The organism is Hyphomicrobium sp. (assembly GCF_036780825.1).
Classification (GTDB): Bacteria; Pseudomonadota; Alphaproteobacteria; order Rhizobiales; family Hyphomicrobiaceae; genus Hyphomicrobium_C.
In genome coordinates this window covers 76,984-99,856 of sequence record NZ_DAIQCD010000005.1, presented here as the reverse complement: position 1 = coordinate 99,856, position 22,873 = coordinate 76,984, and the positions used below count along the sequence as shown (strand labels likewise).

General features: G+C 62.6%; 19 protein-coding genes. 8 read left to right on the top strand and 11 right to left on the bottom strand.

Annotated features, from left to right (window positions below):
- Positions 1-75 precede the first annotated feature (75 nt).
- Positions 76-303, bottom strand: a complete 228-nt coding sequence (locus tag V7P99_RS04215; protein WP_333793536.1) for a general stress protein — start codon at positions 301-303, stop codon at positions 76-78.
- A gap of 327 nt (positions 304-630) precedes the next feature.
- Here V7P99_RS04215 and V7P99_RS04210 point away from each other — a divergent pair, with 327 nt between their 5' ends.
- Positions 631-981, top strand: a complete 351-nt coding sequence (locus V7P99_RS04210) for a four-helix bundle copper-binding protein (protein ID WP_333793535.1) — start codon at positions 631-633, stop codon at positions 979-981.
- 25 nt (positions 982-1,006) lie between these two features.
- Here V7P99_RS04210 and V7P99_RS04205 read toward each other — a convergent pair whose 3' ends face one another.
- The gene (locus V7P99_RS04205; protein ID WP_333793534.1) at positions 1,007-1,588 is read right to left on the bottom strand and encodes an HPF/RaiA family ribosome-associated protein; all 582 of its coding nucleotides are present in this window, start codon (positions 1,586-1,588) and stop codon (positions 1,007-1,009) included.
- Between the two features lie 178 nt (positions 1,589-1,766).
- On the opposite strand from V7P99_RS04205, the gene V7P99_RS04200 reads away from it, so the two are divergent.
- Positions 1,767-2,225, top strand: a complete 459-nt coding sequence (locus V7P99_RS04200; protein WP_333793533.1) for a CBS domain-containing protein — start codon at positions 1,767-1,769, stop codon at positions 2,223-2,225.
- A gap of 81 nt (positions 2,226-2,306) precedes the next feature.
- On the opposite strand, the gene V7P99_RS04195 is transcribed toward V7P99_RS04200, so the two are convergent.
- The 5 genes from V7P99_RS04195 to V7P99_RS04175 all read right to left on the bottom strand — a co-directional run bounded on the left by V7P99_RS04195 (position 2,307) and on the right by V7P99_RS04175 (position 7,719).
- Positions 2,307-3,125: a quinoprotein dehydrogenase-associated putative ABC transporter substrate-binding protein gene (locus V7P99_RS04195; protein WP_333793532.1), complete on the bottom strand. Its 819-nt coding sequence runs from the start codon at positions 3,123-3,125 to the stop codon at positions 2,307-2,309.
- Positions 3,106-4,950: a methanol/ethanol family PQQ-dependent dehydrogenase gene (locus V7P99_RS04190; RefSeq protein WP_333793531.1), complete on the bottom strand. Its 1,845-nt coding sequence runs from the start codon at positions 4,948-4,950 to the stop codon at positions 3,106-3,108. The genes V7P99_RS04195 and V7P99_RS04190 overlap by 20 nt, the downstream gene beginning before the upstream one ends.
- A 179-nt stretch (positions 4,951-5,129) precedes the next feature.
- Positions 5,130-5,399, bottom strand: coding sequence for a hypothetical protein (locus V7P99_RS04185; protein ID WP_333793530.1), 270 nt, complete (start codon positions 5,397-5,399; stop codon positions 5,130-5,132).
- Between the two features lie 197 nt (positions 5,400-5,596).
- Positions 5,597-6,790, bottom strand: a complete 1,194-nt coding sequence (locus V7P99_RS04180) for an ABC transporter substrate-binding protein (RefSeq protein WP_333793529.1) — start codon at positions 6,788-6,790, stop codon at positions 5,597-5,599.
- A 146-nt stretch (positions 6,791-6,936) separates the two neighbouring features.
- Positions 6,937-7,719 (bottom strand): FadR/GntR family transcriptional regulator, encoded by a 783-nt coding sequence (locus V7P99_RS04175; RefSeq protein WP_333793528.1) that lies wholly within the window; start codon positions 7,717-7,719, stop codon positions 6,937-6,939.
- A 527-nt stretch (positions 7,720-8,246) separates the two neighbouring features.
- On the opposite strand from V7P99_RS04175, the gene V7P99_RS04170 reads away from it, so the two are divergent.
- The 5 genes from V7P99_RS04170 to V7P99_RS04150 all read left to right on the top strand — a co-directional run bounded on the left by V7P99_RS04170 (position 8,247) and on the right by V7P99_RS04150 (position 14,079).
- Complete coding sequence (locus V7P99_RS04170) at positions 8,247-10,025, top strand: APC family permease (RefSeq protein ID WP_333793527.1); 1,779 nt, start codon at positions 8,247-8,249, stop codon at positions 10,023-10,025.
- Positions 10,026-10,332: 307 nt separating this feature from the next.
- The gene (locus V7P99_RS04165) at positions 10,333-11,454 is read left to right on the top strand and encodes an aminomethyltransferase family protein (protein WP_333793526.1); all 1,122 of its coding nucleotides are present in this window, start codon (positions 10,333-10,335) and stop codon (positions 11,452-11,454) included.
- A 147-nt stretch (positions 11,455-11,601) separates the two neighbouring features.
- Positions 11,602-12,171, top strand: a complete 570-nt coding sequence (locus V7P99_RS04160; protein ID WP_333793525.1) for a TetR/AcrR family transcriptional regulator — start codon at positions 11,602-11,604, stop codon at positions 12,169-12,171.
- Positions 12,172-12,220: 49 nt separating this feature from the next.
- Positions 12,221-13,192 carry a quinoprotein relay system zinc metallohydrolase 2 gene (locus V7P99_RS04155; protein WP_333793524.1) on the top strand — a complete coding sequence of 324 codons (972 nt, stop codon included), beginning with the start codon at positions 12,221-12,223 and terminating at the stop codon, positions 13,190-13,192.
- 38 nt (positions 13,193-13,230) lie between these two features.
- Positions 13,231-14,079 (top strand): quinoprotein dehydrogenase-associated SoxYZ-like carrier, encoded by an 849-nt coding sequence (locus V7P99_RS04150; RefSeq protein ID WP_333793523.1) that lies wholly within the window; start codon positions 13,231-13,233, stop codon positions 14,077-14,079.
- On the opposite strand, the gene V7P99_RS04145 is transcribed toward V7P99_RS04150, so the two are convergent.
- The 4 genes from V7P99_RS04145 to V7P99_RS04130 all read right to left on the bottom strand — a co-directional run bounded on the left by V7P99_RS04145 (position 14,064) and on the right by V7P99_RS04130 (position 18,022).
- A complete protein-coding gene (locus V7P99_RS04145) occupies positions 14,064-14,654 on the bottom strand; it encodes a Tll0287-like domain-containing protein (RefSeq protein ID WP_333793522.1) in 591 nt (196 codons plus the stop codon). The genes V7P99_RS04150 and V7P99_RS04145 overlap by 16 nt on opposite strands.
- 150 nt (positions 14,655-14,804) lie before the next feature.
- Positions 14,805-16,181: a cellulose biosynthesis protein BcsS gene (gene bcsS, locus V7P99_RS04140; RefSeq protein ID WP_333793521.1), complete on the bottom strand. Its 1,377-nt coding sequence runs from the start codon at positions 16,179-16,181 to the stop codon at positions 14,805-14,807.
- Positions 16,182-16,586: 405 nt separating this feature from the next.
- Positions 16,587-17,132, bottom strand: coding sequence for a VOC family protein (locus V7P99_RS04135; protein ID WP_333793520.1), 546 nt, complete (start codon positions 17,130-17,132; stop codon positions 16,587-16,589).
- 227 nt (positions 17,133-17,359) lie between these two features.
- Positions 17,360-18,022: a M23 family metallopeptidase gene (locus tag V7P99_RS04130; RefSeq protein ID WP_333793519.1), complete on the bottom strand. Its 663-nt coding sequence runs from the start codon at positions 18,020-18,022 to the stop codon at positions 17,360-17,362.
- A 670-nt stretch (positions 18,023-18,692) separates the two neighbouring features.
- On the opposite strand from V7P99_RS04130, the gene V7P99_RS04125 reads away from it, so the two are divergent.
- Positions 18,693-22,865, top strand: coding sequence for a Pls/PosA family non-ribosomal peptide synthetase (locus tag V7P99_RS04125; protein ID WP_333793518.1), 4,173 nt, complete (start codon positions 18,693-18,695; stop codon positions 22,863-22,865).
- Positions 22,866-22,873: the final 8 nt, after the last annotated feature.

Below are 22,873 nucleotides of genomic sequence, written 5' to 3'. Positions count from 1 at the left end.
GATAAAGAAAAGAAGCATCCAGGGAATGCTGGATGCTCCTCTCGTCCGATAGCCGACAGTGATGAAACACTGCCTTTAAGCCTGCCCACCCTTGCGGCCAGCTGCCGCCGCACGTTCGCGGTCGTTGGCGAAGTTGCCGCCGCTTTCGTGTCCACCCTTCTTGCCGGCGTCTCTCGCCAGCTCACGGTCCTTCGCAAAGCTGCGATCCTCCGGGTCGACGCTCTTACCGCCTTTGCTGGCGATGTTGCGTTGCTTGTTCTCGTCCATGGAGGCGAAGCCGCGATCTGATGTGTGTCCTGCCATTGCTGGTGTCCTTTCGCTTTTTGAAGAGGTTGGGAAGGGCCGCGGAAACACGGCCAGAGGCGCAACGACGGAGCGATTGACGTGGGATAACCCGACGTCGGCACTGGGCAAACGACGCCCCATCGCCCGCTACCTTCCATGTCGCTTCTCGAACGACACGTGGAACCAACGCCGGGTCCAGGGGGCTGTTCCTCATAAATGGAAGCCGGCGAGGTGCGAGACGTCGCACCTCAATGAGGAAACCAGGCTGGGCATCAACGGATGCCGTTCACGCCGCCGGCGACGTCAAGCCGCGCTGGATCTGGACGTTTGCAAGGAGCGAGTGCGATGAAATTGCTGCCAGAGGACATGATCGCGTGCATCGAGGTTTGCTCGCGTTGCGCTAATACCTGTCTGACGACCGCGATGAAGTTTTGCCTGGAGCATGGTGGTGCCCACACCGAGCCGCGGCATTTTTCGTTGATGATTGCGTGCGCCGAAATATGCCGGGCATCGGCCGCGGTCATGATGACAGGAGTGGCGGAGCACCGTCAGGTCTGCGCCGCATGTTCGGAGATCTGCGCGGCGTGTGCGCAAAGTTGCGCGGACGTCGGAGACATGGAGGACTGTGCAGCCGTCTGCCAGGAATGCGCAGAAAGCTGCCGGCGCATGAGCGTTGCGCCCGCCCGCGCCGCTTAGCGAGGCGCCCGTGGCACGCGTCTCCTCACGCCGGGGTCTTTGCCTTGTCGAAGAGACGCACGGAACTGGCTTGCGGCCCCATCGGCCCTTCCGCGGTCGCCGGCGTGACCACGACCATCATGCCGACGCTCAGGTCATCGAAGCTGCCGCTCACGACGGCATTGCGCGTGAAGTAGAGCTCAGTCGAATTGTCGAGTTCGACGAAGCCGTAACTCTGCTCAGGAACGATCTGGACGACCATCGCCGTGCGGCCGGCCGCGGCATGACGCTTTCGATCGCCGTGCTGGACAGTATTGATCTTCTCGAGCTGACGCTCGACCGCATCGAACGCCGCGTTCAGGGGAGCAGTGTGATCTCCCTTGGCCTCACGGCGTTCCTGCACATCTTTGGCGACGACGAGGCCGCGGTTCGGTACGTCGACCTCCACGGTGACCCCGATGGGGACCTTGGCGCTATCGGCTCCCCGGTGGGGGATCTCGATCACGACGCGACACCCGACAATTCGCGGATGGAAGCGCTCGAGCGCCGCGGCGCGCTCCCGGATCAACTCGTCGAGTGCCGGGGAGGTCGGGAGGTTTTTGTAGGAGATTTGCAGAGGCCGCTGCACATCGGTCTCCTTTGAGAGGATCTTCGAGGCAACGCGCCGCTCGAAGGTGTGTTCCGGCTCCGGCGCTCCGTCCCGGAACTCTGGACCTGTTGCCTCGTTTCGCAAGGAGCGAGGAATTCCGCTCCGGGAACCCGCGCGTTTAGCGTTTTGGGAGCTTGCAGCACGGAGGAGAAGGACCATGAAGGTACGAGAGGCCATGACACGGGATGTCTACATCGCTAACCCCCAGCAATCCATAAAGGAGGTGGCGAGGGTGATGGGCGAGATCGACTGCGGCGCTGTTCCCATCGCCGAAAACGAGCGGCTCGTCGGGATGCTCACGGACCGTGACATTGCGATCCGGGCCATCGGCCAAAACAAGGGGCCCGAAACGCGCGTCGCGGAAGTCATGACCCGCGATGTGCGGTATTGTTATGAGGACGAAGACCTGAGGCATGTCACGCAAAACATGGGCGATCAGCAGATCCGCCGCCTGCCCGTCATCGATCGCGACAAGCGGCTGGTTGGCATCATCTCGCTCGGCGATGTGGCGATGTCCTCGGACGGCAGGGCGGCGACCGGCGAGGCCCTGACCGGCATATCGCGGCCCGGCGGGAGGCATAGCCAAACGGGAGACCAAGCGGCGGCAGGTTTTTGACCTTGATTGAGAGGGGGCCGTTTACGAGAGCGGGTCGATTATAAGGATCGGCCCGCATCTTCGCGCGCGATTGCGGCTGCCTTAATGGGAGCCATTCTGGGCCTGTCGAACGCGTGGGATATGATAGCGGTCGAGTAAGGCTTCGATGTCGGGCTTGAGCTTTGAAAGCGCTGCATCGAGCTCGGTAGCAAGTGCGGCATCATCCTTGCGCACGCCCATGGCGATGTCGAAGCTCATGGGCAGAGTGGTTTTGTCGGAGGCCGGCACGATTGTGACGGTCAGCGGCGCTTCCTCGCGGGTCGCGAAATAGCCGGCCTGCGGACCCCACACCACCGCAACGTCTAGGGATCCGTCGGACACGGCGCGCATGATGCTTTCGAGCGGGGTGCCTTGCGCAGGGCTCTGCCCCCAGACCATGTACCCTTTGAGGTGGGCGGAGATGCCCCGCGCTGCGAGCTCTTCCACCGGCGGCGTATTCGCTCCATCGTCCCCGACGAGCTGCACGCCGATGGTCATGTCGTTCGAGAGTTCGGAAAAGGAGCGAATGGGTTTGCCTTCGCTGCGCGTTACGAAGGCGTAGCTCGACGTGTAATAGGGCTGTGTGAGGCGAGCCCGCTCCGTTCCGACAGCCATGCCCGGGACGACGTCACACAGGCCGGCGCGCAGCGTCTTGCGCACGAAGCCGCGCCACTGATAGCTCCAGACGAATGTCACGTCGGCTCCGATCTCTTGGCCGACGCGCCGCATCAGCTCAGTCTCGAAACCCTGGCCATTGCGGTGGGAATAGGGAAGGTTGTCGGGGTCCGCGCAGACGCGCAGCTCGCGCGCCGCCGCATCTCCGGCTACGAGGCCGACGAGGGCAGTGGCCGCGAGCCCGGCCTTAAGGCAATGCAAAAACATAGAGCATGCCTCCTGCTGCGGTGTGCTCGGGCAGATCGCGCATGGCATTGGCGAAACCGAGCGCCGCCGTGCCGTCGCGGCCATCCAGCTCGCCTGAAACGATGGCCCCGGCCCAACCGCCGACGCCGGAGAGAACCGAAACGTACTGCTTGCCATTGGGGGCGGTCCACGTCGTCGGCTGGCCGATGATGCCGGAGCCGGCCTTGAACTTCCAAAGCTCCTGGCCGCTTTTGGCATCCACGGCCTTGAACCATCCTTCCATGGTTCCGTAGAACACCACGTCACCAGCCGTTGCCAGGGCGCCGCTCCATACGGGAAAGCGCTCGTTGATGGTCCATACTTCCTTGCCGGCGGCGATGTCCCAAGCGCTGAATTCTCCGCGGTGTCCGCCTGGGCCGGGCTTCATCCATACGTCGGCGCCGACATATGGTGTGCCCGCGATGTAGCCCACCTCTGTCTCAACGATGTCCATGCAAAGATTGTTATGCGGCAGGTAGAGCAGCCCCGTGCTTTGGGAGAAGGCTGAGGGCTGCCAGTCCTTGGCGCCGGGGGGTGCCGGGCAGATGTCCGTCACCTTCTTGTTCGCCTGCGGGCGCTTCTCCTGATTGTAGATGAGCTCGCCGGACTTGAGGTCGACCCCAAGAGAGCTGTTGATGGCATGGAAGGGCTTGGCTGAGAGCACCTCGCCATTCGTGCGATCGATGACGTAGACGTGGCCATTGCGATCCGGGTGGACGAGCACCTTCCTCGGCTGGCCGTTCCAGTCGATGTCGAGAAGGATGTTCTCGTTCACGCCGTCGTAATCGGAGACGTCGTGCGGCGAGAGCTGGTAGAACCAGCGAGCTTGTCCCGTGTCCACATCGCGCGCGAAGATTCCGGCCGTCCACTTGTTGGCGCCCGGCCGCATCGACGAGTTCCACGGACCCGGGTTGGACGTGCCATAGTAGATGAGGTTCAGGTCGGGATCGTAGCTGACCCAGCCCCACACCGTTCCGCCGCCCTGCTGCCACATGTCCGTCGGCCATGTGGTGACGCCAAGGTCCTTGCCCTTCTCCTTGTCGTAGAAGGGTTTGTAGTCGGCGCCGATGAGAACTTCGTTGTCGGGGCCTGTGCTGTAAGCCTTCCAGACGATCTTGCCCGTCGCGGCATCGAGCGCGGTCGCCCAACCGCGGACGCCCAATTCACCTCCCGAGTTTCCGACGATCACCTTATCCTTTGCGACCAGCGGTGCCATGGTGATGGTTTCACCGATGTGGATGTTTCCGAGCTTGGTGCGCCACAGCTCCTTGCCGGTCTCCGCATCCAGCGCCAACGTCTGCCCGTCGAGCGTGTTGAAGAAGATGCGTCCCTCGGAATAGGCCGCTCCGCGGTTGACCACGTCGCAGCAGGCTACGCCCTGAGCTGCCGCTTCCGGCTGCGGCTCGAATTTCCATTTGAGGGGCGTGCCAGGTTTTGTGATGTCGAGCGCGTAAAGCACGTTCGGGTAGGGGGTCACGACGTAGAGCGTGCCGCCAACGACGATCGGCGCCGCTTCGTGTCCCTTGTTGAGCCCGGTCGAGAAGGTCGAGACGACAGCGAGCTGGTTCACGTTCGCTGCGGTGATCTGATCGAGATGACTGTAGCGCAAGAGAGCCGGATTGAGGCCCGGCGTATGCCACTCGGGGCCGGAGGTTGCGAATTGCGGAGCCTGCGGCTTCACGGTCTGCTCTGCGCCCGGCGGCTGACCGGGCTGCGGCGCGTCAAACCGGGCCGTCTCGGTGGCCAGGGCGGGACAGGAGCACAATGCAAGAACGGCGAGGAGCGAGGCGAGAGGGACGCGGGGCACAGGATCAATCCTCCGGGTTCGCCTTTGACTGACACTGAGGTCAATGCAGCCTCATCGGTGAAGTTCCGGCGAACCCGGACGAAAATAGATATGTGCCGTTGGGCCGAGGCAGGCCGCTGCTCGGAACGAGGACTTGCGCGCGCTGCTTCTCTTTTCCGTTTTCCGTCGAAGAGCGAGGCTCAGTCTGCGTCGTCGAGCTGGAGCGTGCCGGTTCGTGTCTTGATGCTGTAGAAGCCTTTGAAAGGCGCGCCCTTGAGCGACCCGGACGCGAACGAGCCACGCAGATTGAACTCGAGGCCGGCGATCTCTTCCATCTCCGAGATCCGGGCCTCTACGATATCCTCACCGATCTTGAACGTAACCGTCTGGCCGCGCTCGGGATAGAGCAGCGCCCATTGCAGGGCGGGCTTATCCGGACCATCAACGGCATATAAGGAACCAGCTACCATGGGGACCTCCGGTTGGTTTCGGTGCCTCCTTCCTCTCGAAACCCCCGAGCGCGGAGCAGGTTTCATTCGGTTGATGCATGGGATGTCCTGGCCCGCCGTGTGTCCCGTCCCGGAACGGGGCTTGAGCCGCGCGCGGCTGGGGGCTTGCGTCTGCTCGCGGCCGCGCAACGGCCCCTGGAGCAGGATCGTTTCTCTGGTCACGGCGAGACGACGCGGGCGGCGGCCTGCTGGTCCCACATCAGGTTCATGGCCCGCATGTGGTGGATGAGAAGCGCCTTGTGCCGGTTCCACCAGTCTATGATCGAGGCGAACTCCTGAATGCGCGCGCGGCCGTTCTCGATCATCACGACAGGCCAATCACCGACGAGCGCGTTGTCGATGCCGAACAGTTCCTGGCCCCACCAGACGGCCTCTCCAAAGGCGTGGTGGCCTACGCCGCCGAATTTCATCATCGCAAGAACGGAGAACGGATCGACCGTGCGGGCGCGCTGCACGGCCATCTTCCACAGCTCGAGCGTCGAGGCGTATTCCCACGAGACGGCGCTCCAGGTGCCCGGGAAACGCGCGCAGAACTCGGCATAGAACTCGTTGGCATTCTCGAAGTTGACCTGGGAGTCGTTGAGGCGTTCGTCGTCGAAGTCCGGGAACTGAAAGACGAAGCCCTCCATGAACTCCGGGCTTGTCCGGGCGATCAGCTTCTCATAGTTGTCGCACGTGCAGGCCAGCAGACGGCCCTTGAACCCTCGCTTGAAGGCCTCGTACGTGAGCGCGTGGAGGAACGGCTCGTAGGCCGTATCCCAGCATAGGATGTCTGGATCGTTCGCCAGCAGCTTGTCGACGATGGCGCCGAAGTCCGTGGTCTCGATCGGAAACAGATGTTCGGCGACGAGGGAGATGCCAGCCGCCTCGAACGCGGCGCGATAGGTGGCAATAGACGGCAGGCCGTGCAGATCGTCCTGGGCGCACATCGCTGCGGTCTTGAGTGAGGGATCGTGGCGCTTCAGCCAATCGACGCCGGTGACGTTGTAGATCGGGTGCACCTCGCTCGGTGCGACGAGGGTCGGCGCATCGGGGCTGAGATCGCTCGGCAGCAGGGTTGCGACGAGCATCCGGTGCCTGTTGACGATCTTGCGCACCGGCTCGGTGAAGTCGTTCCCGCCCACCATCAGGATGAACTTTACGTCGTCCTCGTTGATGAGCTTCCGGACACCGGCCAGCGCCAACTCCGGCTGGAACTGGGTATCGAAGGGAACGAGATCCACCATGTAACGGCGCATACCGACTTTGATGCCGCCGGCGGCATTGACGCGGTCGCGCCAGATCAGGCTGCCGTTGAGGCCGGGCTCTGCCCACGATTTCAGCTTTCCGGTCAGCGGGGCGAGAAAGCCCACGCGCAGGACCGTTGGAGATTCGATGGAGTGGTCGGCAAGAGCTAGCGACAGTGCCGAAGCGAAAGGACTTCTCGACCGCACAACCATTAACCAGGCCCGTTGCTAAAGTGCCGAGTGCATCCGCGAGGCCATGTGCCCGGCAGTGCCTACGGCGCAGCGTAGATCATATCCTCCTGAGTGCCAGCTATGTACAGCCTCATGCATTCGACGGCATTGTCGACATCGCGCCGCTCAAGCGCGGTATAGAGCGAGCGCAGCGCGCGCTGCGCCTCACGGATGCGGTCCGGCGTGAGCGTGCGTTTTCTGCCGGCGCACCATTGGGGCTGCTGGCGGATCTCATGCAGTACACGGTACATCGTAATGATCGCTGAGTTGTGCGTTCCCTTCGAGATCGCCATCATGAAGTCTTTCTCGAGATGCGCGAAGCGATCCGCATCGGTGACGACCTCGTGCAATTGCTCAAGCAGGGTGCGGAGGTTCGCGAGGTCGCGGATCGACATGTAGATCGTCGCGAGCCGTACGATCTCCGGCTCGAGAATCGAAACGGCGACATTCAACTCGAAGGGAGAAACCGTCTCGGCGATGGCCGTGATGTTGATCATGCCCTCAGAGGGAGGCTCATCGCGGGGGAGTCGCGCCGCGGAGCGATAGGCGACAAAGGTTCCCAAACCAGGACGGCGCGACACCACTCCGTAGACTTCAAGGAAGTCCAAAGCCTGACGGATGGTGGTGCGCGATTCCGCGAATTGTCCGGCAAGTTCCCGTTCCGCGGGAATTCGCGTCCCATAAGAGTAATCGCCGGAAACAATGCGGTCAAAAATGCGCGATGCAACGGTTTTTACGGGCTGTTTCACAAGTGGATGGCGCGCCACGTCTTTCTCCCAAGGCGGCATTTCCGGCTGATCGTCTGATTTGATCTGCATCGTCATCCCCTGCGTTTCGCCAAATATTATTGGTCGGGATCGGTAGCGGCGTTGCATCGCTTCCTATTTTCGCGGTTGCGCGCTTCTCGAACCATGTCGAGGCAAGAGCGCGACGGTCCTCAGCCTATGGGCTTTCGGGGCCCGTGCCTGCGGACCGCGCACGTAAAAGCTGCGGTTGACCGCGCGAAACCATATCCAACCACGACCTCTTTTTCCAGCGAAAGAACAAGCGAGAAAGCGGCGTCATGCCGCGGATGAGTCGTGCCTGTTATTTGTTCACGCCATCAAAGTTTCCTCTAAGGCAACTTTTTCTATTGATCGTGATCGATTCTCTTTTAGAGTAGTATCTGCCGTATCAAATCCGGCGTATTTTGGATGGATTTGGTCTTTTTTGGATGGGGATGGCCTGCCACCGAAAAGCTGATTTTCTCTGCCGTTAGACCAAATTCACCCGACTTTCCAACCCAAGGACTTTTCATGCGCCTGGGGCTGGACGTCGCAAAAAATCAGAAAGTGAATTGGGGAAGGAAACAATGAGCATCGCAACGAGCACGTTGTCGGTCGATCAACCGTCGACATTACATCGTACGATTGACTGGAGGGGGGCATTCTGGATTGCCAGCGGCGTGCCCGCGCTGGTTCTGTTCTCCATTGGCGGCATTGCCGGCATTACCGGAAAGGCCGCATTGCTCGTCTGGATTACGAGCATTTTCATGGGCTTCATCCAGTCGTTCACGTACGCGGAGATTGCCGGCCTATTTCCCAACAAATCCGGCGGTGCGTCCGTCTACGGCGCCTCTGCCTGGGTGCGCTATTCGAAATTCATCGCGCCGCTTTCCGTCTGGTGCAACTGGCTCGCATGGACGCCGGTGCTTTCCCTCGGCTGCTCCATTGCCGCGGCCTATATCCTCAACTCGCTTGGACCGATCCCTGCCGCGAACTCGCCTGAGGTCCTGGCTTGGGTGCAGGCCAACGCCCATACGATCGCCGCGGACAGCCCGCGTGTGCTCGAATGGCTCGCCGCGAACGCCGGCCAGACCTCTGATCAGGCCGTCGCTGCGCTCCTCGCGCAGGATGGCGTTGCCGCGCTGACGCCGGAGTTCCGCAACTGGACGGCCGCGTCCGGCACCATCGGCCCGGTCTCGTTCTCGTTCAACTGGACGTTCTTCATCGGCGTCGTGCTGATGCTGGTGACCTTCGCCATCCAGCATCGCGGCGTTCTCGGCACCGCGAACGTGCAGAAGTACGTCGGCCTCTTCGTCATCGTTCCGATGCTGATCGTCGGCGTCGTGCCGATCATCACCGGTCAGATCAACTGGGATAACTACTCGCCGCTGGTGCCGCTCAAGGAAGCGTATGTGGCTGTGGACGGCGACTGGTCGATTGGCGGATGGACGCTCTTCTTCGGCGGTACCTTCATCGCCGCCTGGTCGGCATACGCCTTCGAGACCTCGATCTGCTACACGAGCGAGTTCAAGAACCCGAAGACGGACACCTTCCGCGCCATCTTCTACTCGGGGCTGCTCTGCATCGTGCTCTACACGCTCGTGCCCTTCACGTTCCAGGGCGTGCTCGGCCTCGAGGGCATGCTTGAAGAGTCGATCGGCGATGGCTCGGGTGTGGCGGCTGCAATGGGCCAGATGGTCGGTGGCGGCGGCTTCATCACCTCCATCATGATCATGCTGATGATCTTCGCGCTGATGCTCGCCATCATGACGTCGATGGCAGGCTCGTCGCGCACCCTCTACCAGGGGTCGGTGGACGGCTGGCTGCCGCGCTACCTGTCGCGGGTGAACAGCCATGGCGCACCGACGTCGGCGATGTGGACGGACCTGATCTTCAACTTGCCGCTTCTCGCCATCGCAGCAGCCGACGCCACGAGCTACTTCTTCATTCTCGCGATCTCGAACTGCTGCTACCTGATCTTCAACTTCCTCAACCTGAACTCGGGCTGGATCCATCGCATCGACAACGGGCACATTCCGCGTCCGTTCAAGGCGCCGACGCCGCTCCTCGTCCTCGGTGTGATCTTCGCGTTCGTGAACGCCATGTTCCTCGGCGCGGGTGCCAAGGTCTGGAACCCGGTGGCGCTGTGGGCCGGCATGATCACCGCCAGCCTGATCATCCCCGTGTTCCTGTTCCGCCATTATGTGCAGGACAAGGGCAAGTTCCCGTCCCACATGCTGGCCGACCTGAACCTGACCGAGTCGGAGCTCAAGGTCCGTAAGGCAGGCATCCTGCCCTACCTGACGCTGATCGCGGGTGTTGTGGTCGTGCTCACCGCGAACTGGTTCTTCCAGCTTCCCGGCTAGCAAGTTGGCGGCGTGCCCAATGGCGCGCCGTCAACCAATTCGGGATCACGCCCCAAGGCGCATACGGCGGGTGCCGTTCCGATCTGCGGATCGAAGGGCACCCGTCAAAATTTCCGGAGAAGGGATCGTTCACGAAGGCATGCCTGGCGGAAGGCCTCAGGGCCCGACAGGCATCGCGTCCGGCAGCAGGCCGGCGTTGTCGCGCTCGAGGAACGCCAACAGGTCTCGCAACGATGCCGTCACCTCATAGGCCGCATGGTCTCTGCCGCTGCGGCTTTCGATCGCCAGTTATTGAAGGATGTTTTTCATGTCCACTGCATCTCGGCAATCCGTCCTCAACGATCGCCACCGCGCGCTCGGCTCCGATCTCAGCCAATCTTGGAACGATATGCCGGTGCCGCAGACCTATGCGACGGATCCTTACGATGAAGTCGCGGCGACCCGCTACCGGGCCGGGCTCATCGAGGTCACGGCCTTAAAGATGATCGACGTCGCAGGACCGCAAGCCGTCGACTTCCTCAACTACCTGCTGACGACGGATGTCTCCAAGGTCGCGCCCGGCGATTCGCACATCACGAATATCGTCAACGAGAAGGGCGCCCTGATCGACGACGTTCTCGTCTATTGCGACGGTCCGAACCAGTTCCGTGTCTCGCATGGCGGTGGCGCGTTCGAGGACGCCGTGGCGGAGGTCATCGGCAAGTATGACGTCACCGCGACGCGCGATGACGACGTACACATTCTTTCCCTGCAAGGGCCGGTCGCGCTCGAGGTGCTGGCAGCGCACACGCCGATGAAGCTCGCCGATCTCGGATATTTCAAGCACCAGAAGACCACGCTCTTCGGCCGCGACGTGTCGATTGCGCGGGGTGGGTATTCGGGCGAGCGTGGATACGAGGTCTACTGCGCGAGCAAGGACGCGCCGTTCATCTGGGATTCGATCCTCGAGGCCGGCAAGGCGAAGGGCGTCATGCCGGTCTCCTGGTCGTGCCTCGACATCCTGCGCGTCGAAGGCGGTCTCCTGTTCTTCCCCTTCGACATGCCGCATGGCGATACGACCCCGTGGGAGGTGCGCGCGGACTGGACCGTCGACCTCAGTAAGCCGGACTTCCGCGGCAAGGCAGCGCTTGCGGCGAGCAAGGGCAAGGAGCGCTCGCTGATCACGGGCCTCGAGGTCGCCTCAGCTGAAGCAGTGACGCCGGGCGCGCGGGTGCTGGCGGGCGGCAAGGATGTCGGCGTCGTGACGAGCACGGCGTTCAGCCAGCATCTCATGAAGTCGCTGGCCATGGCGCAGATCGCGCCATCCCACACACAGCTCGGAACGGCGCTCGAAATCAACGACGACGGCAAGGTGCTCAAGGCTACCGTGGTCCGGATGCCATTCTACGATCCGCTGAGGCTCAGAACCCATCCCCCTGTGCACGCGTGACGGCACGTGCACATCTCCTTGGCCGGAAACCTAGTGTTTCCGGCCATTTTTTATGGGATCGCGCCTGCGTCCGGTTCCGCCCCCGTGCGTATCCCTCGGGCGGACCTTCGTGTTGACGGCCTACCTATAGGTAGGTAGTCTTTCTGCATGAGCACGCCGGATACACGAACTGCCCTTCTGGCCGAGGCGGAAACCCTCGTCCGCACGGTGGGATACACCGCATTCAGCTATGCCGATCTTTCAGCGCGTGTCGGTATCCGAAAAGCGAGCGTGCATCATCATTTCCCGACCAAGGAAGCCCTCGGAAACGCGCTCATCGATGCCTATCTCGACCGGTTCGTCGCGGATCTCGAGCGGCTTGCCGGCCGGCGTCTGCAGACGAAAAACAAGCTTCTGGCCTACGGTGATTTCTTTTCCGGAGGCATGCGCGACGGACTGATGCCGCTCTGCGGCGCGCTGGCGGCGGGAGCTGCGGATCTCCCGATTTCCATGCAGGGGCGCGTCAAGCGTTTCTTCGGCATTCATCTGGCTTGGCTCGAAGGGATCCTCGCGCACGGTATCGATGCCGGGGAGATTCCTCAAAGCCTCAAGCCGGAGCGGGTCGCCCTCGTCATTCTAAGCACGTTGCAGGGCGCCAGCCTCGTGGCGTGGGCGCTCAAGGATCCCAAATTGATCAGGCCGGCTCTCCGAGATGTGGCCGATGCCCTCATACCGTAAAGTTTGGAGGCAGGGAGTTTAGCGGCTGAGAGATGGTGATGACGAGACCATGATGCACAGGAATGACACGTTTTCCGGCCTGCAGCGCCGGACGTTTCTCATGTCGGCCCTTGCGGCGGCGGCGGTGCCTGTGCTGCGCTCCGTTCCGACCCGTGCCGAGCAGACCGCGCTGGCCGTAAAGGAGATCGCACCAGGCGTCTTCGTGCACCAGGGGCGCTATGAGGAGCAGTCGGCCGCGAACCGGGGCGATATCGCCAATGCCAGTTTCGTCATCGGGCAAGATGCGGCGGCGGTCATCGATACGCTCGGCAGCTATCAGCTCGGTGTGAGGTTGCGTGCGGCGGTGCGGAGCGTCACGGATCGGCCCATCCGCTATGTCATCAACACGCATATGCATCCCGACCATGTCTTCGGAAATGCAGCGTTCAAGGACGATGCGCCGGCGTTCGTGGGGCACCATAAGCTCGAGCGTGCGCTCGCGATGCGCGCCGAGAGCTATCTTGCAACGAACCGTGATCTCATCGGCGAGGCCGCGTTCGCGGGATCGGAGATCGTGCTGCCGACGATAGCCGTCGAGGATCAGACGACGATCGATCTCGGCGGGCGCAGCCTCGTGTGCGAGGCGCAGCGGACGGCGCATACAGATAACGATCTTATCGTGACCGATACGGCAACAGATACGCTGTTCATGGGCGATCTTCTGTTCTCGCGTCATATCCCGACCATCGACGGCTCCATCAAGGGCTGGCTCGCGCTTCTGGACGACATGGCGAACCGGAAGGCCGCGCGCGTCGTGCCGGGGCATGGGCCGCATGCCATGGCGTTTCCGGAGGCGCTCGCGCCGGAGCGGCAATACTTGGAGACGGTGGCGGATGATGTGCGTAGGCTGATCCGTGAGAACAAGACGCTCAGCGAAGCAAGCAAATTGGCGGGGCTCTCTGAGCGCCCGAACTGGGAGCTCTTCGATACCTATCACGTGCGCAACGTCACGACGGCGTTTACCGAGCTCGAGTGGGAATGATCGATCGGGCGGAGACCACGATCCAGGGAGGATAACCGATGACGATACACACGCGCGTTGCGGTCCGGATGCGAAAGACTAGTGGGGCAGCCGCAGCGATTGCATTCCTGGTCACGGCGGGCTTCGTTCCGGCCGCTACACCAACGGTCGCCGCAGATGAGGACATGTGGCCTTCGCTCCGCCAGGAGGTGTTTGCGGACCGACCGATTGCCGAGAACGACGGAGCGGTGGCGATCGATGCGCCCGAGCGCGCAGAGGATGCCGCGACCGTGCCCATCACCGTCCGTATTCCCTCGTCAGTCAAGGCGCCGCTCAAGTCGGCGACGCTGATCATCGACCAGAACCCCTCTCCGGTGGCCGCGAAGTTCACGTTCGGACCGGCGGCAGGCGAAGGCGGCGAGCGGTCCCTCACGACGCGGGTGCGGATCGACACTTATTCCTATGTGCGGGCGGTTATCGAGACGAGCGACGGGAGCCTGCACATGGCGAAGGCATTCGTGAAGGCGTCAGGGGGATGCTCGGCGCCGGCCCCGAAGGATATTGATGGGGCGAGCGCCGATCTCGGCAAGATCGTCGTGCGCAGCTATGAGCCCGAGCTTCCGTCATCGCCGCTGCGAGAGGCGCAGATCATGATCCGTCATCCGAACATCAACGGGCTCCAGATGGATCCCATATCTCGGGCGTACACGCCGGCGCGTTTCGTGCGGGACTTGACCGTCAGGCGAGGAGACGAGGTGGTGTTTCAGATGGAATCCAGCATCTCGATTTCGTCAGATCCGCATTTCCGCTTCACCTACGACAACAGCGGTGACGGCGAGCTCGAGGTCGTGGCGGTGGACACGGATGAAGCCGTGTTCAAGGGAGGAACGCGTCACAAGGGCTTGTAGACGGAAAAGGCGCCGCGGAGATCGCCGGCGCTGAAGCCCGTTGCCTCGTCGTTCGGATAGAGGCGCAGGATCTCGGCCTTGACCTCGGGTTGAACGTTCGAGCCATGGCAGCCGAGGCAGGGCGTGGCCGCCGTCGGGATGGCCTTCATATAGCGGAAGACGGCGCGGCCGCCCTCGGTTACGGTCTCGGCATGTTCGAGGCTGGCAGGATCGCTGCCGGCGCGCATCTCGCGCTGGAAGCGCTCGAGAACCCTGCGCTCGAAAGCGTCCGGTGCATTGGCCGGATTGCGTACCTTGAGAGCCGTGCGGCGCACGGTGAGCGCACTTGTGCTCGACGCCTCGTCTGTGACGGCTGGAGCAATGGTGTGGCACGCCGTCACCGCAGAGACGAGCCCACCGGACTGGATCGCCGCGCCGAGCTGCGCCTTCAGACCATCAGCCAAATTCTTGACCGCTGCGCGGGCCGCCGGTAGTGCGGGCGTCGGGCCGCTCGCAGCATCCTCCGCCATGGCGGGTGTCGCCGCCGCTGCTGCGAGCGTGAGAGCGAGCGTAATACGGCCGGTCCATGCTCGCATGTACGTGATCTCCTTGCCACTGAGCGCCACGGTGACTCTAAAGCGCTTCCGGAAAAGTGGGAAGCAATCATGGCGATGTCCTGCGAGCGGCCATAGAAAAAGGCGGCGAGCCAGAGGCGCGCCGCCTTTACGTCTGCTTCCCCGAATAAATCAGAAGATGATGCTGATCATCGAGTTGAAGTAAGCGCCCTCTCCACCATGCGTGGCGAGGAAGTCGCTGTTCCTATCCTCGTCGACCCACTGGTGGCCACCGCTCAAGGTTAGCTCCGTCGGCACATTCGGAAGGATCGTGAGCGGGAGTGAGACGAAGGCACCGAGCCGCGTCGTGGTGGAGCCTTCTTCGCTCCAGATCTCGCCCTCGGGGCCGAACTTCCAACCGTTGCGATTGAGGCCGACACGTAGCAGGCCGAAATAGGTATCGAACGCCGTCGAGTAGCTGGTGTCGAAGCTGAAGTAGTAAGGCGCTTCATCGATTGTCTCGATCTCGAGAGCGACCTTGAAACCGGTCTCGGTGCCGATGTCGAGCACGTCCCGGTCGATGTCGCGAACCTCCATGCCGACGTAGCCCACGATGGAGAACTGGCCGGCATAGTGGAGATAGCCGAGCATTACGTCCACCGCGCGGTCTTTGCCGTCATAGGGATTGCCGTCAAAGTCGGAATAGAAGCCGAAGGTGCGCGCGACGAAGCCGCTCCGCGTGAAGTCGCCGTTGAGCGCGAAGAGGTTGCCGGAATAGAGCGTCCAGATGTCCTTGGCGACGTCGATGCCGGAGTAGCTGATCACCTTGTAATTGCCGTCGCTGGTCCCGCGCCAGGGCTCGGAGGCACCGAGTTTGTAGATGATGCCGATGCGCGTGGTGACGATCTCGGGATATTCCTTGTCGATGTAATCGACGCCGCCAAAGGTCCCGCTGTTGATGATCTCGGAACCGTAATCGGCGTAGCGGACCTCGCCACGGAGGAAGAAGTTGCCGCTCAGCCGTGTTTCGAGGCCGCCGCCGACGAAATAGCCGTCGAAGTGGGCGGAGTTTCTTCCACGCAAGCCGGTATCGGCGTAATCCCACCACCGGCCGTCATTGTCGAAATGCGCGCGCGTGTAGCCGCCGGTGACGAATGCGAGCGTGTTCGGCGTCACGAGAACGCCGATGCGGCCGCCGATCGCAAACGAGCGGTCGATCGTGAGGCTGCCGGTGGCATCCTTCCGCCTGAGGTCGGACCAGTCGACATCGACAAACCCGCCGACGACGATCCGATCCCACTGGCAATCATAGCCCCAGACGAGCGACACGAGCCCGCCGTCGGCATCTTCCTTGCCGGTTATCCGGTCGCCGTCGGAGTCGCGGTAGCGGTTTTTGGAGTCGTTCCAGCCGTAGCCGACACTGCCGCCGAAGTAACCGCCGGACCACGTTGGAACGGAGGGAGCAACGACGGTATCCTTCAATGACGGCATACCGTCTGCAAGCGCCGTGCTACTCGCGAGAGCCAGCGCGAGGCCGCCCAAGACGGACGTTACGGTGCGGTTTTGCATTGGGATCCTCTTAAGCGTTGCGGCGCGGGATCTGGACGCAAGCTACAAAAGTCCCACGTAGATACAATCTACTCCAAACGCGATGATTCACGCCTTCCTGTCGAGGAGAAGATACTCCGTGGTGCAATTTTATCTGCAGAGGATGGCGCATTTGTCACGTAGTTATCCCCGTAACCCACGATTCTCGTTGAGCGTGCAACATTCTTCGCTTCGGCAGGTGGGGATTTCCTGGCGAGAGCTTTTGGGGGCGTGCGGGGCAGCGCCCGAGGCCGAGGTCGCCGCTGCGTCACTCGGATCGCGCAGCCGCTCCGCTTCGCGTGGACTCGCGGAACGGCTGTAAGCCTGTGTCTCGGCCCGTACTTTCGCGCGCCGTCTTGAGCAGGCAGTGGCGGACGGGAGACGTGCTCAGTTGACCGGCGTCGCGGCCGTGGGCGTTACAAGGCCCACGGGAATGCCGTCCGGGTCGGCAACGATGGCCATACGCCCCACTGTCGGCTCGTCGAACGGAGGCTTGAGGATGCGGCCGCCGTTCTTCATCGCCTCGATGACCGATTGGTCGACATCGACCACTTGAATATAGGTGAGCCAGCCGGGACGGGGATCGGCCGGATCGTTGGCCTCGACCTTGGTCGCGCCTGCAACCTCGGCGCCGGCGTGCGTAAAGATCGTGTACTCCGCTTCCCCCGTGGCCGGCGGACGCGAGGTGTCGCTGGCGGCTACGGTCTTGGCGCTCCAGCCGGCGAGGCTTCGATAGAAGCTCTGGCTGCGAGCCGGGTCGGTGCTCAAGAGCTCGGACCACCAGACCGTGCCGATGTTGCTCTGTGCGTTCGCCGCCGATGTGCAGCCTTCGTCGGCAAGAGCCGGGCTCGCCTGAAGGGCGAAGGCGGCCACGACCGCCAGGGCCGGGCCGCGGGAAACCGAGAGCAGTGCGGAAATGGTCGAGATACGCATCTTCAACTCCTGTCCGTAGGGATCAACCCGGAGGGTGATGATGCGTGCTGACGCAAAACCGATGCCAGCCTCGCGAGGGCATCTATCCGTCTGCCATCAAGGTTAGAGCGCGTTCACTTTTATCGGAATCGGATTGTGCAACGTGAACGCGCTCTAAGTTTTTATTTGAGAGACTGATTCACGTTCTCGGTGAATGCGTGTCCGCATCCACCGAGAACGATCAGGCTCTACAGTTTTTTGCATTCGAAGATGTAAGTGAAGCCGCGGAACTCGGAGTAGTCGGCGTCAGGCTCGAAGGGCACAATGCGAACCGACTTGCCGTCGAGCGGCGGATTGTGGATGCCGAGCAAATAGAGCGGATCGATCAGGCGTGCGCGTTCGTTGCGCCATTCCCGGCCGCCGTGGCGGTTGGTAACCCAGCTCAGCCCGTCGGCCTGCACCTCCCAGACCTCCCAATGAACCTCGGGCAGATAGAAGCTGTGGCCGCCGGGGCGGTAGACGCGCGCCAGCGGCGTTCCTCGCTCTATTCTCTGTCCGACCTCGAGATGCTTGATGTCGCCGTAACGCAAATGATCGTAGGCCGTGTAATAGAGCGGCGCGCCATCGTCCAAATTCAGGTCGTCCGCTGTATGGGCAAGCAGAAGCGCGCCTTCCTGGCCCCAACCCCAGTTCGCCACCCACACGGCTTTCACGATGCCGGAAGCGGGCGCGAGGATGCGATCGCCGAGGCGGCCGCCATCGACGCCGGAATGGATCTGGCTGCGGCGTGATCCGTCAACGTCGATCCAGCTTGCGTAGAGTGAAGTCAGCGGCGAGCAGTCGTAACCTCTCGGATAGACCGGGACGAGTTTGCTCTTGCCGATGTCATAGCCCTTCCTCATCGTCCTCATATCGCCCTCGATCGTATGTGCGGAGGCTGGCGCGCAGACCGCGACCAGTGAGAGAGCCAGCATTTTGATAGCAAGAGGCGCACGCAGCACGTCGTTTGTCTTTCTATGTTGAACAAGGATGACCGCGGCAGGGCCGCTCGTGCATTAAGCGTGGTTGGGCGTGCCAAAATAGAGCATGCGGGACACGGTTCATGAAGGATAACAATTAATGTTAACGCGGCGCCGCGAGCGCTGCGGCGAGGCTGCTTCAATCCTGCACACGGACTTTTTCCGCGTTCCAGACCAGGACAATCAGGCCTCAGACTTTGGGACGTCCTCCGTGCGTGAGGCCGCTGTTCTATCAATGCATTTGTAAGTAATTCTGCCCTGCAGCATTAGGACGAATCCGTAACTCCTTATTTTTTTGAAGGAAACACCTGCAGTGCACGTACGCCCCGCGGTGAGCGTCGGTTAGGACACCGCCGGCGGCGCGCATGGCACAGGCTTTGCCCCTTGTCTCTCGAAACTAGAAATCGAGATCGAGGATGACCGCCTGAGTTCGCATGGCCGTGCAGACTTTCCGCACCGCCAGCAATCCAGTCGATCCAACACAAACGGAGCCTTTATCAGCCGCGGCCGGCATGACCGCGGCAACGGGCCCGATTGTGCCTCGCCCACTGAGGCATGGCCCATGCTCAATACGGGTTGGGAGTCACACGTCCGGCGTGCGCGCACGACATCCTCGCACCGCCTTCTCCATCTCTTCTTCGAGGCGCAGGTCGCGCTCCGGCCGAACAAGAGCGCCGTCGAATTCGCCGATCAGACGCTGAGCTACGCCGAGCTCGACCATTACTCCAACCAGGTGGCCCATGCGCTCGTCGCGCGTGGCGTAAAGCCGGGCGGCCTCGTTGCGCTCTATCTCAAGAAGTCTCCCCACCTCTATGGCGCCATGCTCGGTGTTCTCAAGGCCGGTGCCGGGTACGTGCCAATCGATCCGAGATTCCCGCTCGAGCGCATCCGCGCCATCATGGAAGACTCGCAGGCGAGCGTGATCATCACGGAAGACCCGCTGGCCGACGCCCTCGACGGCGGCGTCGGAGCTCCGGTCCTTCGCCTCGATATTGAGCAGAGGCGGATCACGCGGCTGCCAACGACACCGCCGGTTCTCGCCCGCGCGGTTGAACCGCATGATCTTTGCTACGTCATCTACACTTCGGGATCGACGGGCCGGCCCAAGGGCGTGATGATCGAGCACCGCAACGCCGCGGCGTTCGTGCGCACTCTGCGGACCATCTACAAAGTGTCGTCCAGCGACCGCATCTATCAGGGTTTTTCGACGGCATTCGATGCCTCGGTCGAGGAGATCTGGGCGGCGTTCTCGCGCGGCGGCACGCTCGTGGTTCCGACCGAGGAGGTCGAAAGATCCCCGGCGGACGCGGCCGACTTCATCGATGAAAAAGAGATCACGTATTTCTCGACCGTGCCGACCATGCTTTCGATGATCGATCGGGAGCTGCCGACGGTGCGCACGCTGGTGGTCGGCGGCGAGGCCTGCTCGAACGAACTTGTGCAGCGCTGGGCGGGCGCTGGGCGTCGCATGCTCAATACCTATGGGCCGACGGAAGCCGCGGTAGTCGCTACGTGGAGCGAATGCCGCCCGGGCGAGCCGGTGAGTATCGGCTCAGCGCTGCCCGGCTATTCCGTGTACGTCCTCGATGAGGATCTCCACCCCGTCGGGCCTGGCGAGAGCGGCGAGCTTTTCATCGGTGGCCCCGGTATCGCCCGCGGTTACATGAACCTTCCCGAGCTCACGAGCAGCCGCTTCATTCCCGACATGTTCGGCTCGCCGGATGGAGACCGCCTCTACAGGACGTACGACCATGTGCGGGTCGGGGAGAGCGGGGAGTTCTACTTCCTCGGGCGGCTCGATGATCAGATCAAGATCCGGGGATTCCGTATCGAGCTGAGCGAGATCGAGGCCGTGCTGCTCGAGCATCCTGCGATCATGGCGGCCGCCGTGTGCGTGGTCGATACGAAGGACCTAAAGGAGCTTGCGGCCTTTGTCGTCTGTGAGGGCGGAGAGGACGCCTTCGATCGCCACGAACTTGCCGATCTTCTCCGCAAGCGCATGCCGGCCTACATGGTGCCGCAGTATCTCGATGTGGTTGACGAGCTGCCGATGACTACGAGCGGCAAGATCGATCGCAAGGCGCTGCCGGCACCGCAAAAGCTGCTCATCGATGTCGGTGTGGTCGTCATGCCGGCCGACGAACTCGAGCGCCGGATTGCCGAGGCCTGGCAGCAGACGTTCAGGCTGCCCGAGATATCGGTCGAATCCGACTTCTTCCTCGACCTCGGCGGGCACTCCCTGCTGGCGGCACAAACCGTCACGCGTATGCGCGAAAGCACCGGCGCGACGTTCCTCTCGGTGCGCGACGTCTATGAGCACCGCACTGTCATCGGGATCGCCAATCATATCCGCCGGGTGGCACCGGAATGCGCAGAGGCATGCCCCAGCGAAGGCGTGTCTGCAGAAGAAGGGGCCGACGCGGCTGGGCCGACGCCGAGCGAGGCTGCGTTCAAAGCCGTGCATCCGCTCGTGCGGTGGACGACGGCTGCGCTGCAACTCGTCGTCGCGACCCTCTACTACGGTATCCTCGCATTGCCGTTCACCTACGCGGTGCTCGTCGTCACGGCGGTTGTCGACGGCCACATGCATTGGACGGTGGCGGCTGCACTTTCGACGGTTGTCGGCTTCGTGCTCTGGCCGCTCTTGCTCATGCTAAGCATTGCGGTGAAGTGGATTGTAGTCGGCCGATATCGGCCAGGCCGCTATCCGGTATGGAGCTTCTATTATCTGCGCTGGTGGATCGCGAACCGCTTCCAGGCCCTGGCGTGGGCCGACATGTTCAAAGGCACGCCGATCATGAGCCTCTACTGGCGGCTCATGGGTGCCAAGATCGGGCGCAACGTGACGCTGTCTACGCCGCTCTGCACGGCCTTCGATATGGTCTCGATCGGCGATAATACGAGCATTGGCGTCGAGACGCAGATCCTCGGCTATCGCGTCGAGGACGGCTATCTCATCATCGCGCCGGTCAGCATCGGGCAGGACTGCTTCATCGGCATGCAGTGCGCATTGGGCCTCAATACGCGCATAGGAGATGGCGCGCGGCTCGACGACATGTCGCTCCTGCCCGACGATATCGAGATGGAAGCGGGAGAGGCGCGCCGCGGCGTGCCTGCGCTGCCGGCCGCGGCTGTCGAGGTGCCTCAGCCGAAGCGGCGGCCCCGGCCCGCCAGCGATGGCCAGCTGCGCCGTACGGGGCGCAGCCTCATGCGCCTGATCTACGGCTTCGTGCACCTGTCCCTGATCTACGTCATGGGGTACTTCCTGATCCTCGCCACGCTACCGGCGGCGGCGCTGATCCTCGGTAGTCTTTATCTTGGCGGTCCGTGGTGGGGCGTGGCCGCGGCCTTTGTCGCCGTGCCGGTATGGCTGCTCAGCTATATCCGGGGCATGATCCTGTTGAAGCGGCTCATCGGCCCGCTCAAGGCGGGCCAGGTGTCGCTTCACAGCGTGACGTATCTTCGCCACTGGTTCTCGGCCTATCTCCTCGAGAACACGAGAACCATCCTGGCGCCGGTGTATGCGACGGTTTACTTCCCCGGCTTAATGCGGGCGCTGGGCGCCAAGATCGGCCGCGGCGTCGAGATCTCGACCGTGTCGCACGTATGCCCGGATGTGCTCGAAATCGGTGACGGCAGCTTCCTGGCCGACGCCTGCCTCGTCGGCGGAGAGCGTATCCACAACGGCGTCCTCGAGACGGGCGCGGTGAAGATCGGATCGCGCACGTTCATCGGCAACAGCGCCGTCGTGACGGGTGGCCACACGATCGGCGACGACGTCCTGATCGGCGTCTCGTCGACCCCACCGGCGGACGAGGCGGCCGTGCCCGATGGCACGCGCTGGCTCGGTGCGCCCGGGTTCGCCCTGCCGAACACCCAGCAGATGACGTGCTTTGCGGATACGCAGATCTTCAAGCCGAGCCTTTTGGCGCGTGCTGAGCGGGCGGCGACGGACGCCGTGCGCATCGTCCTGCCTGGCCTGATCACGGTGGCGTGCTCCATCCTGTTCACCGTCTATGTCGTGGCCGCTTTCAGGGCGCTGCCGCTATGGGCCGTGCTGGCCGGCGTGCCGCTGGCGGCGACGCTTTCGGCGGTGCTCTCCATCGTGCTTGCGGCACTCGTCAAAGCGCTCTTCACCGGTACGCACAAAGCGGTGGTCAAGCCATTGTGGTCGCGCTTCGTCTGGCACAATGAGCTCGTCAATGGCGTCTACGAGGCGGTGGCGGCCAACGCGATGCAGCCGCTCATGGGCTCGCCGTTCATCGCGCCGTTCCTGCGCATGATGGGCTGCAAGATCGGCAAGTGGTGCTTTATCGAAACCACGCTGTTCTCGGAGTTCGATCTCGTAGAGATCGGCGACAAGGCTTGCATCAACCTCGGTGCCACGGTGCAGACACATCTCTTCGAAGATCGCATCTTCAAGGCCGACCATCTCCGCATCGGCAACGGATGCAGTGTCGGCAACATGGCCGTGGTGCTCTATGGAACGGAAATGCGGGAAGGGTCTGTTCTCGGACCATTGTCCGTGCTCATGAAGGGCGAGATGCTCCCGCCGCTCACCCATTGGCACGGCGTTCCCTGTGAGCGCATCACGCCGGCTAGCGCCCGTGCTGCGAAGACCGCTGCCGCCGAGCCTTCGGAGCGCCGGCGTTCTGCTGCTGGGCGGCATATCTCCGCCATCGGTTCGAGTGCTCCGGCCTCATCATCCCTGGCTCCAGAGGCCTCATTCCTTTAAGGTCGCGA

What these genes read in the sequence shown, in the direction of transcription:
- V7P99_RS04215 (WP_333793536.1), bottom strand. Translation starts at nt 303, where the DNA reads ATGGCAGGACACACATCAGATCGCGGCTTCGCCTCCATGGACGAGAAC.
- V7P99_RS04210 (WP_333793535.1), top strand. Translation starts at nt 631, where the DNA reads ATGAAATTGCTGCCAGAGGACATGATCGCGTGCATCGAGGTTTGCTCG.
- V7P99_RS04200 (WP_333793533.1), top strand. Translation starts at nt 1,767, where the DNA reads ATGAAGGTACGAGAGGCCATGACACGGGATGTCTACATCGCTAACCCC.
- V7P99_RS04195 (WP_333793532.1), bottom strand. Translation starts at nt 3,125, where the DNA reads ATGTTTTTGCATTGCCTTAAGGCCGGGCTCGCGGCCACTGCCCTCGTC.
- V7P99_RS04185 (WP_333793530.1), bottom strand. Translation starts at nt 5,399, where the DNA reads ATGGTAGCTGGTTCCTTATATGCCGTTGATGGTCCGGATAAGCCCGCC.
- V7P99_RS04175 (WP_333793528.1), bottom strand. Translation starts at nt 7,719, where the DNA reads ATGACGATGCAGATCAAATCAGACGATCAGCCGGAAATGCCGCCTTGG.
- V7P99_RS04170 (WP_333793527.1), top strand. Translation starts at nt 8,247, where the DNA reads ATGAGCATCGCAACGAGCACGTTGTCGGTCGATCAACCGTCGACATTA.
- V7P99_RS04165 (WP_333793526.1), top strand. Translation starts at nt 10,333, where the DNA reads ATGTCCACTGCATCTCGGCAATCCGTCCTCAACGATCGCCACCGCGCG.
- V7P99_RS04160 (WP_333793525.1), top strand. Translation starts at nt 11,602, where the DNA reads ATGAGCACGCCGGATACACGAACTGCCCTTCTGGCCGAGGCGGAAACC.
- V7P99_RS04155 (WP_333793524.1), top strand. Translation starts at nt 12,221, where the DNA reads ATGATGCACAGGAATGACACGTTTTCCGGCCTGCAGCGCCGGACGTTT.
- V7P99_RS04150 (WP_333793523.1), top strand. Translation starts at nt 13,231, where the DNA reads ATGACGATACACACGCGCGTTGCGGTCCGGATGCGAAAGACTAGTGGG.
- V7P99_RS04145 (WP_333793522.1), bottom strand. Translation starts at nt 14,654, where the DNA reads ATGCGAGCATGGACCGGCCGTATTACGCTCGCTCTCACGCTCGCAGCA.
- bcsS (WP_333793521.1), bottom strand. Translation starts at nt 16,181, where the DNA reads ATGCAAAACCGCACCGTAACGTCCGTCTTGGGCGGCCTCGCGCTGGCT.
- V7P99_RS04135 (WP_333793520.1), bottom strand. Translation starts at nt 17,132, where the DNA reads ATGCGTATCTCGACCATTTCCGCACTGCTCTCGGTTTCCCGCGGCCCG.
- V7P99_RS04130 (WP_333793519.1), bottom strand. Translation starts at nt 18,022, where the DNA reads ATGAGGACGATGAGGAAGGGCTATGACATCGGCAAGAGCAAACTCGTC.
- V7P99_RS04125 (WP_333793518.1), top strand. Translation starts at nt 18,693, where the DNA reads ATGCTCAATACGGGTTGGGAGTCACACGTCCGGCGTGCGCGCACGACA.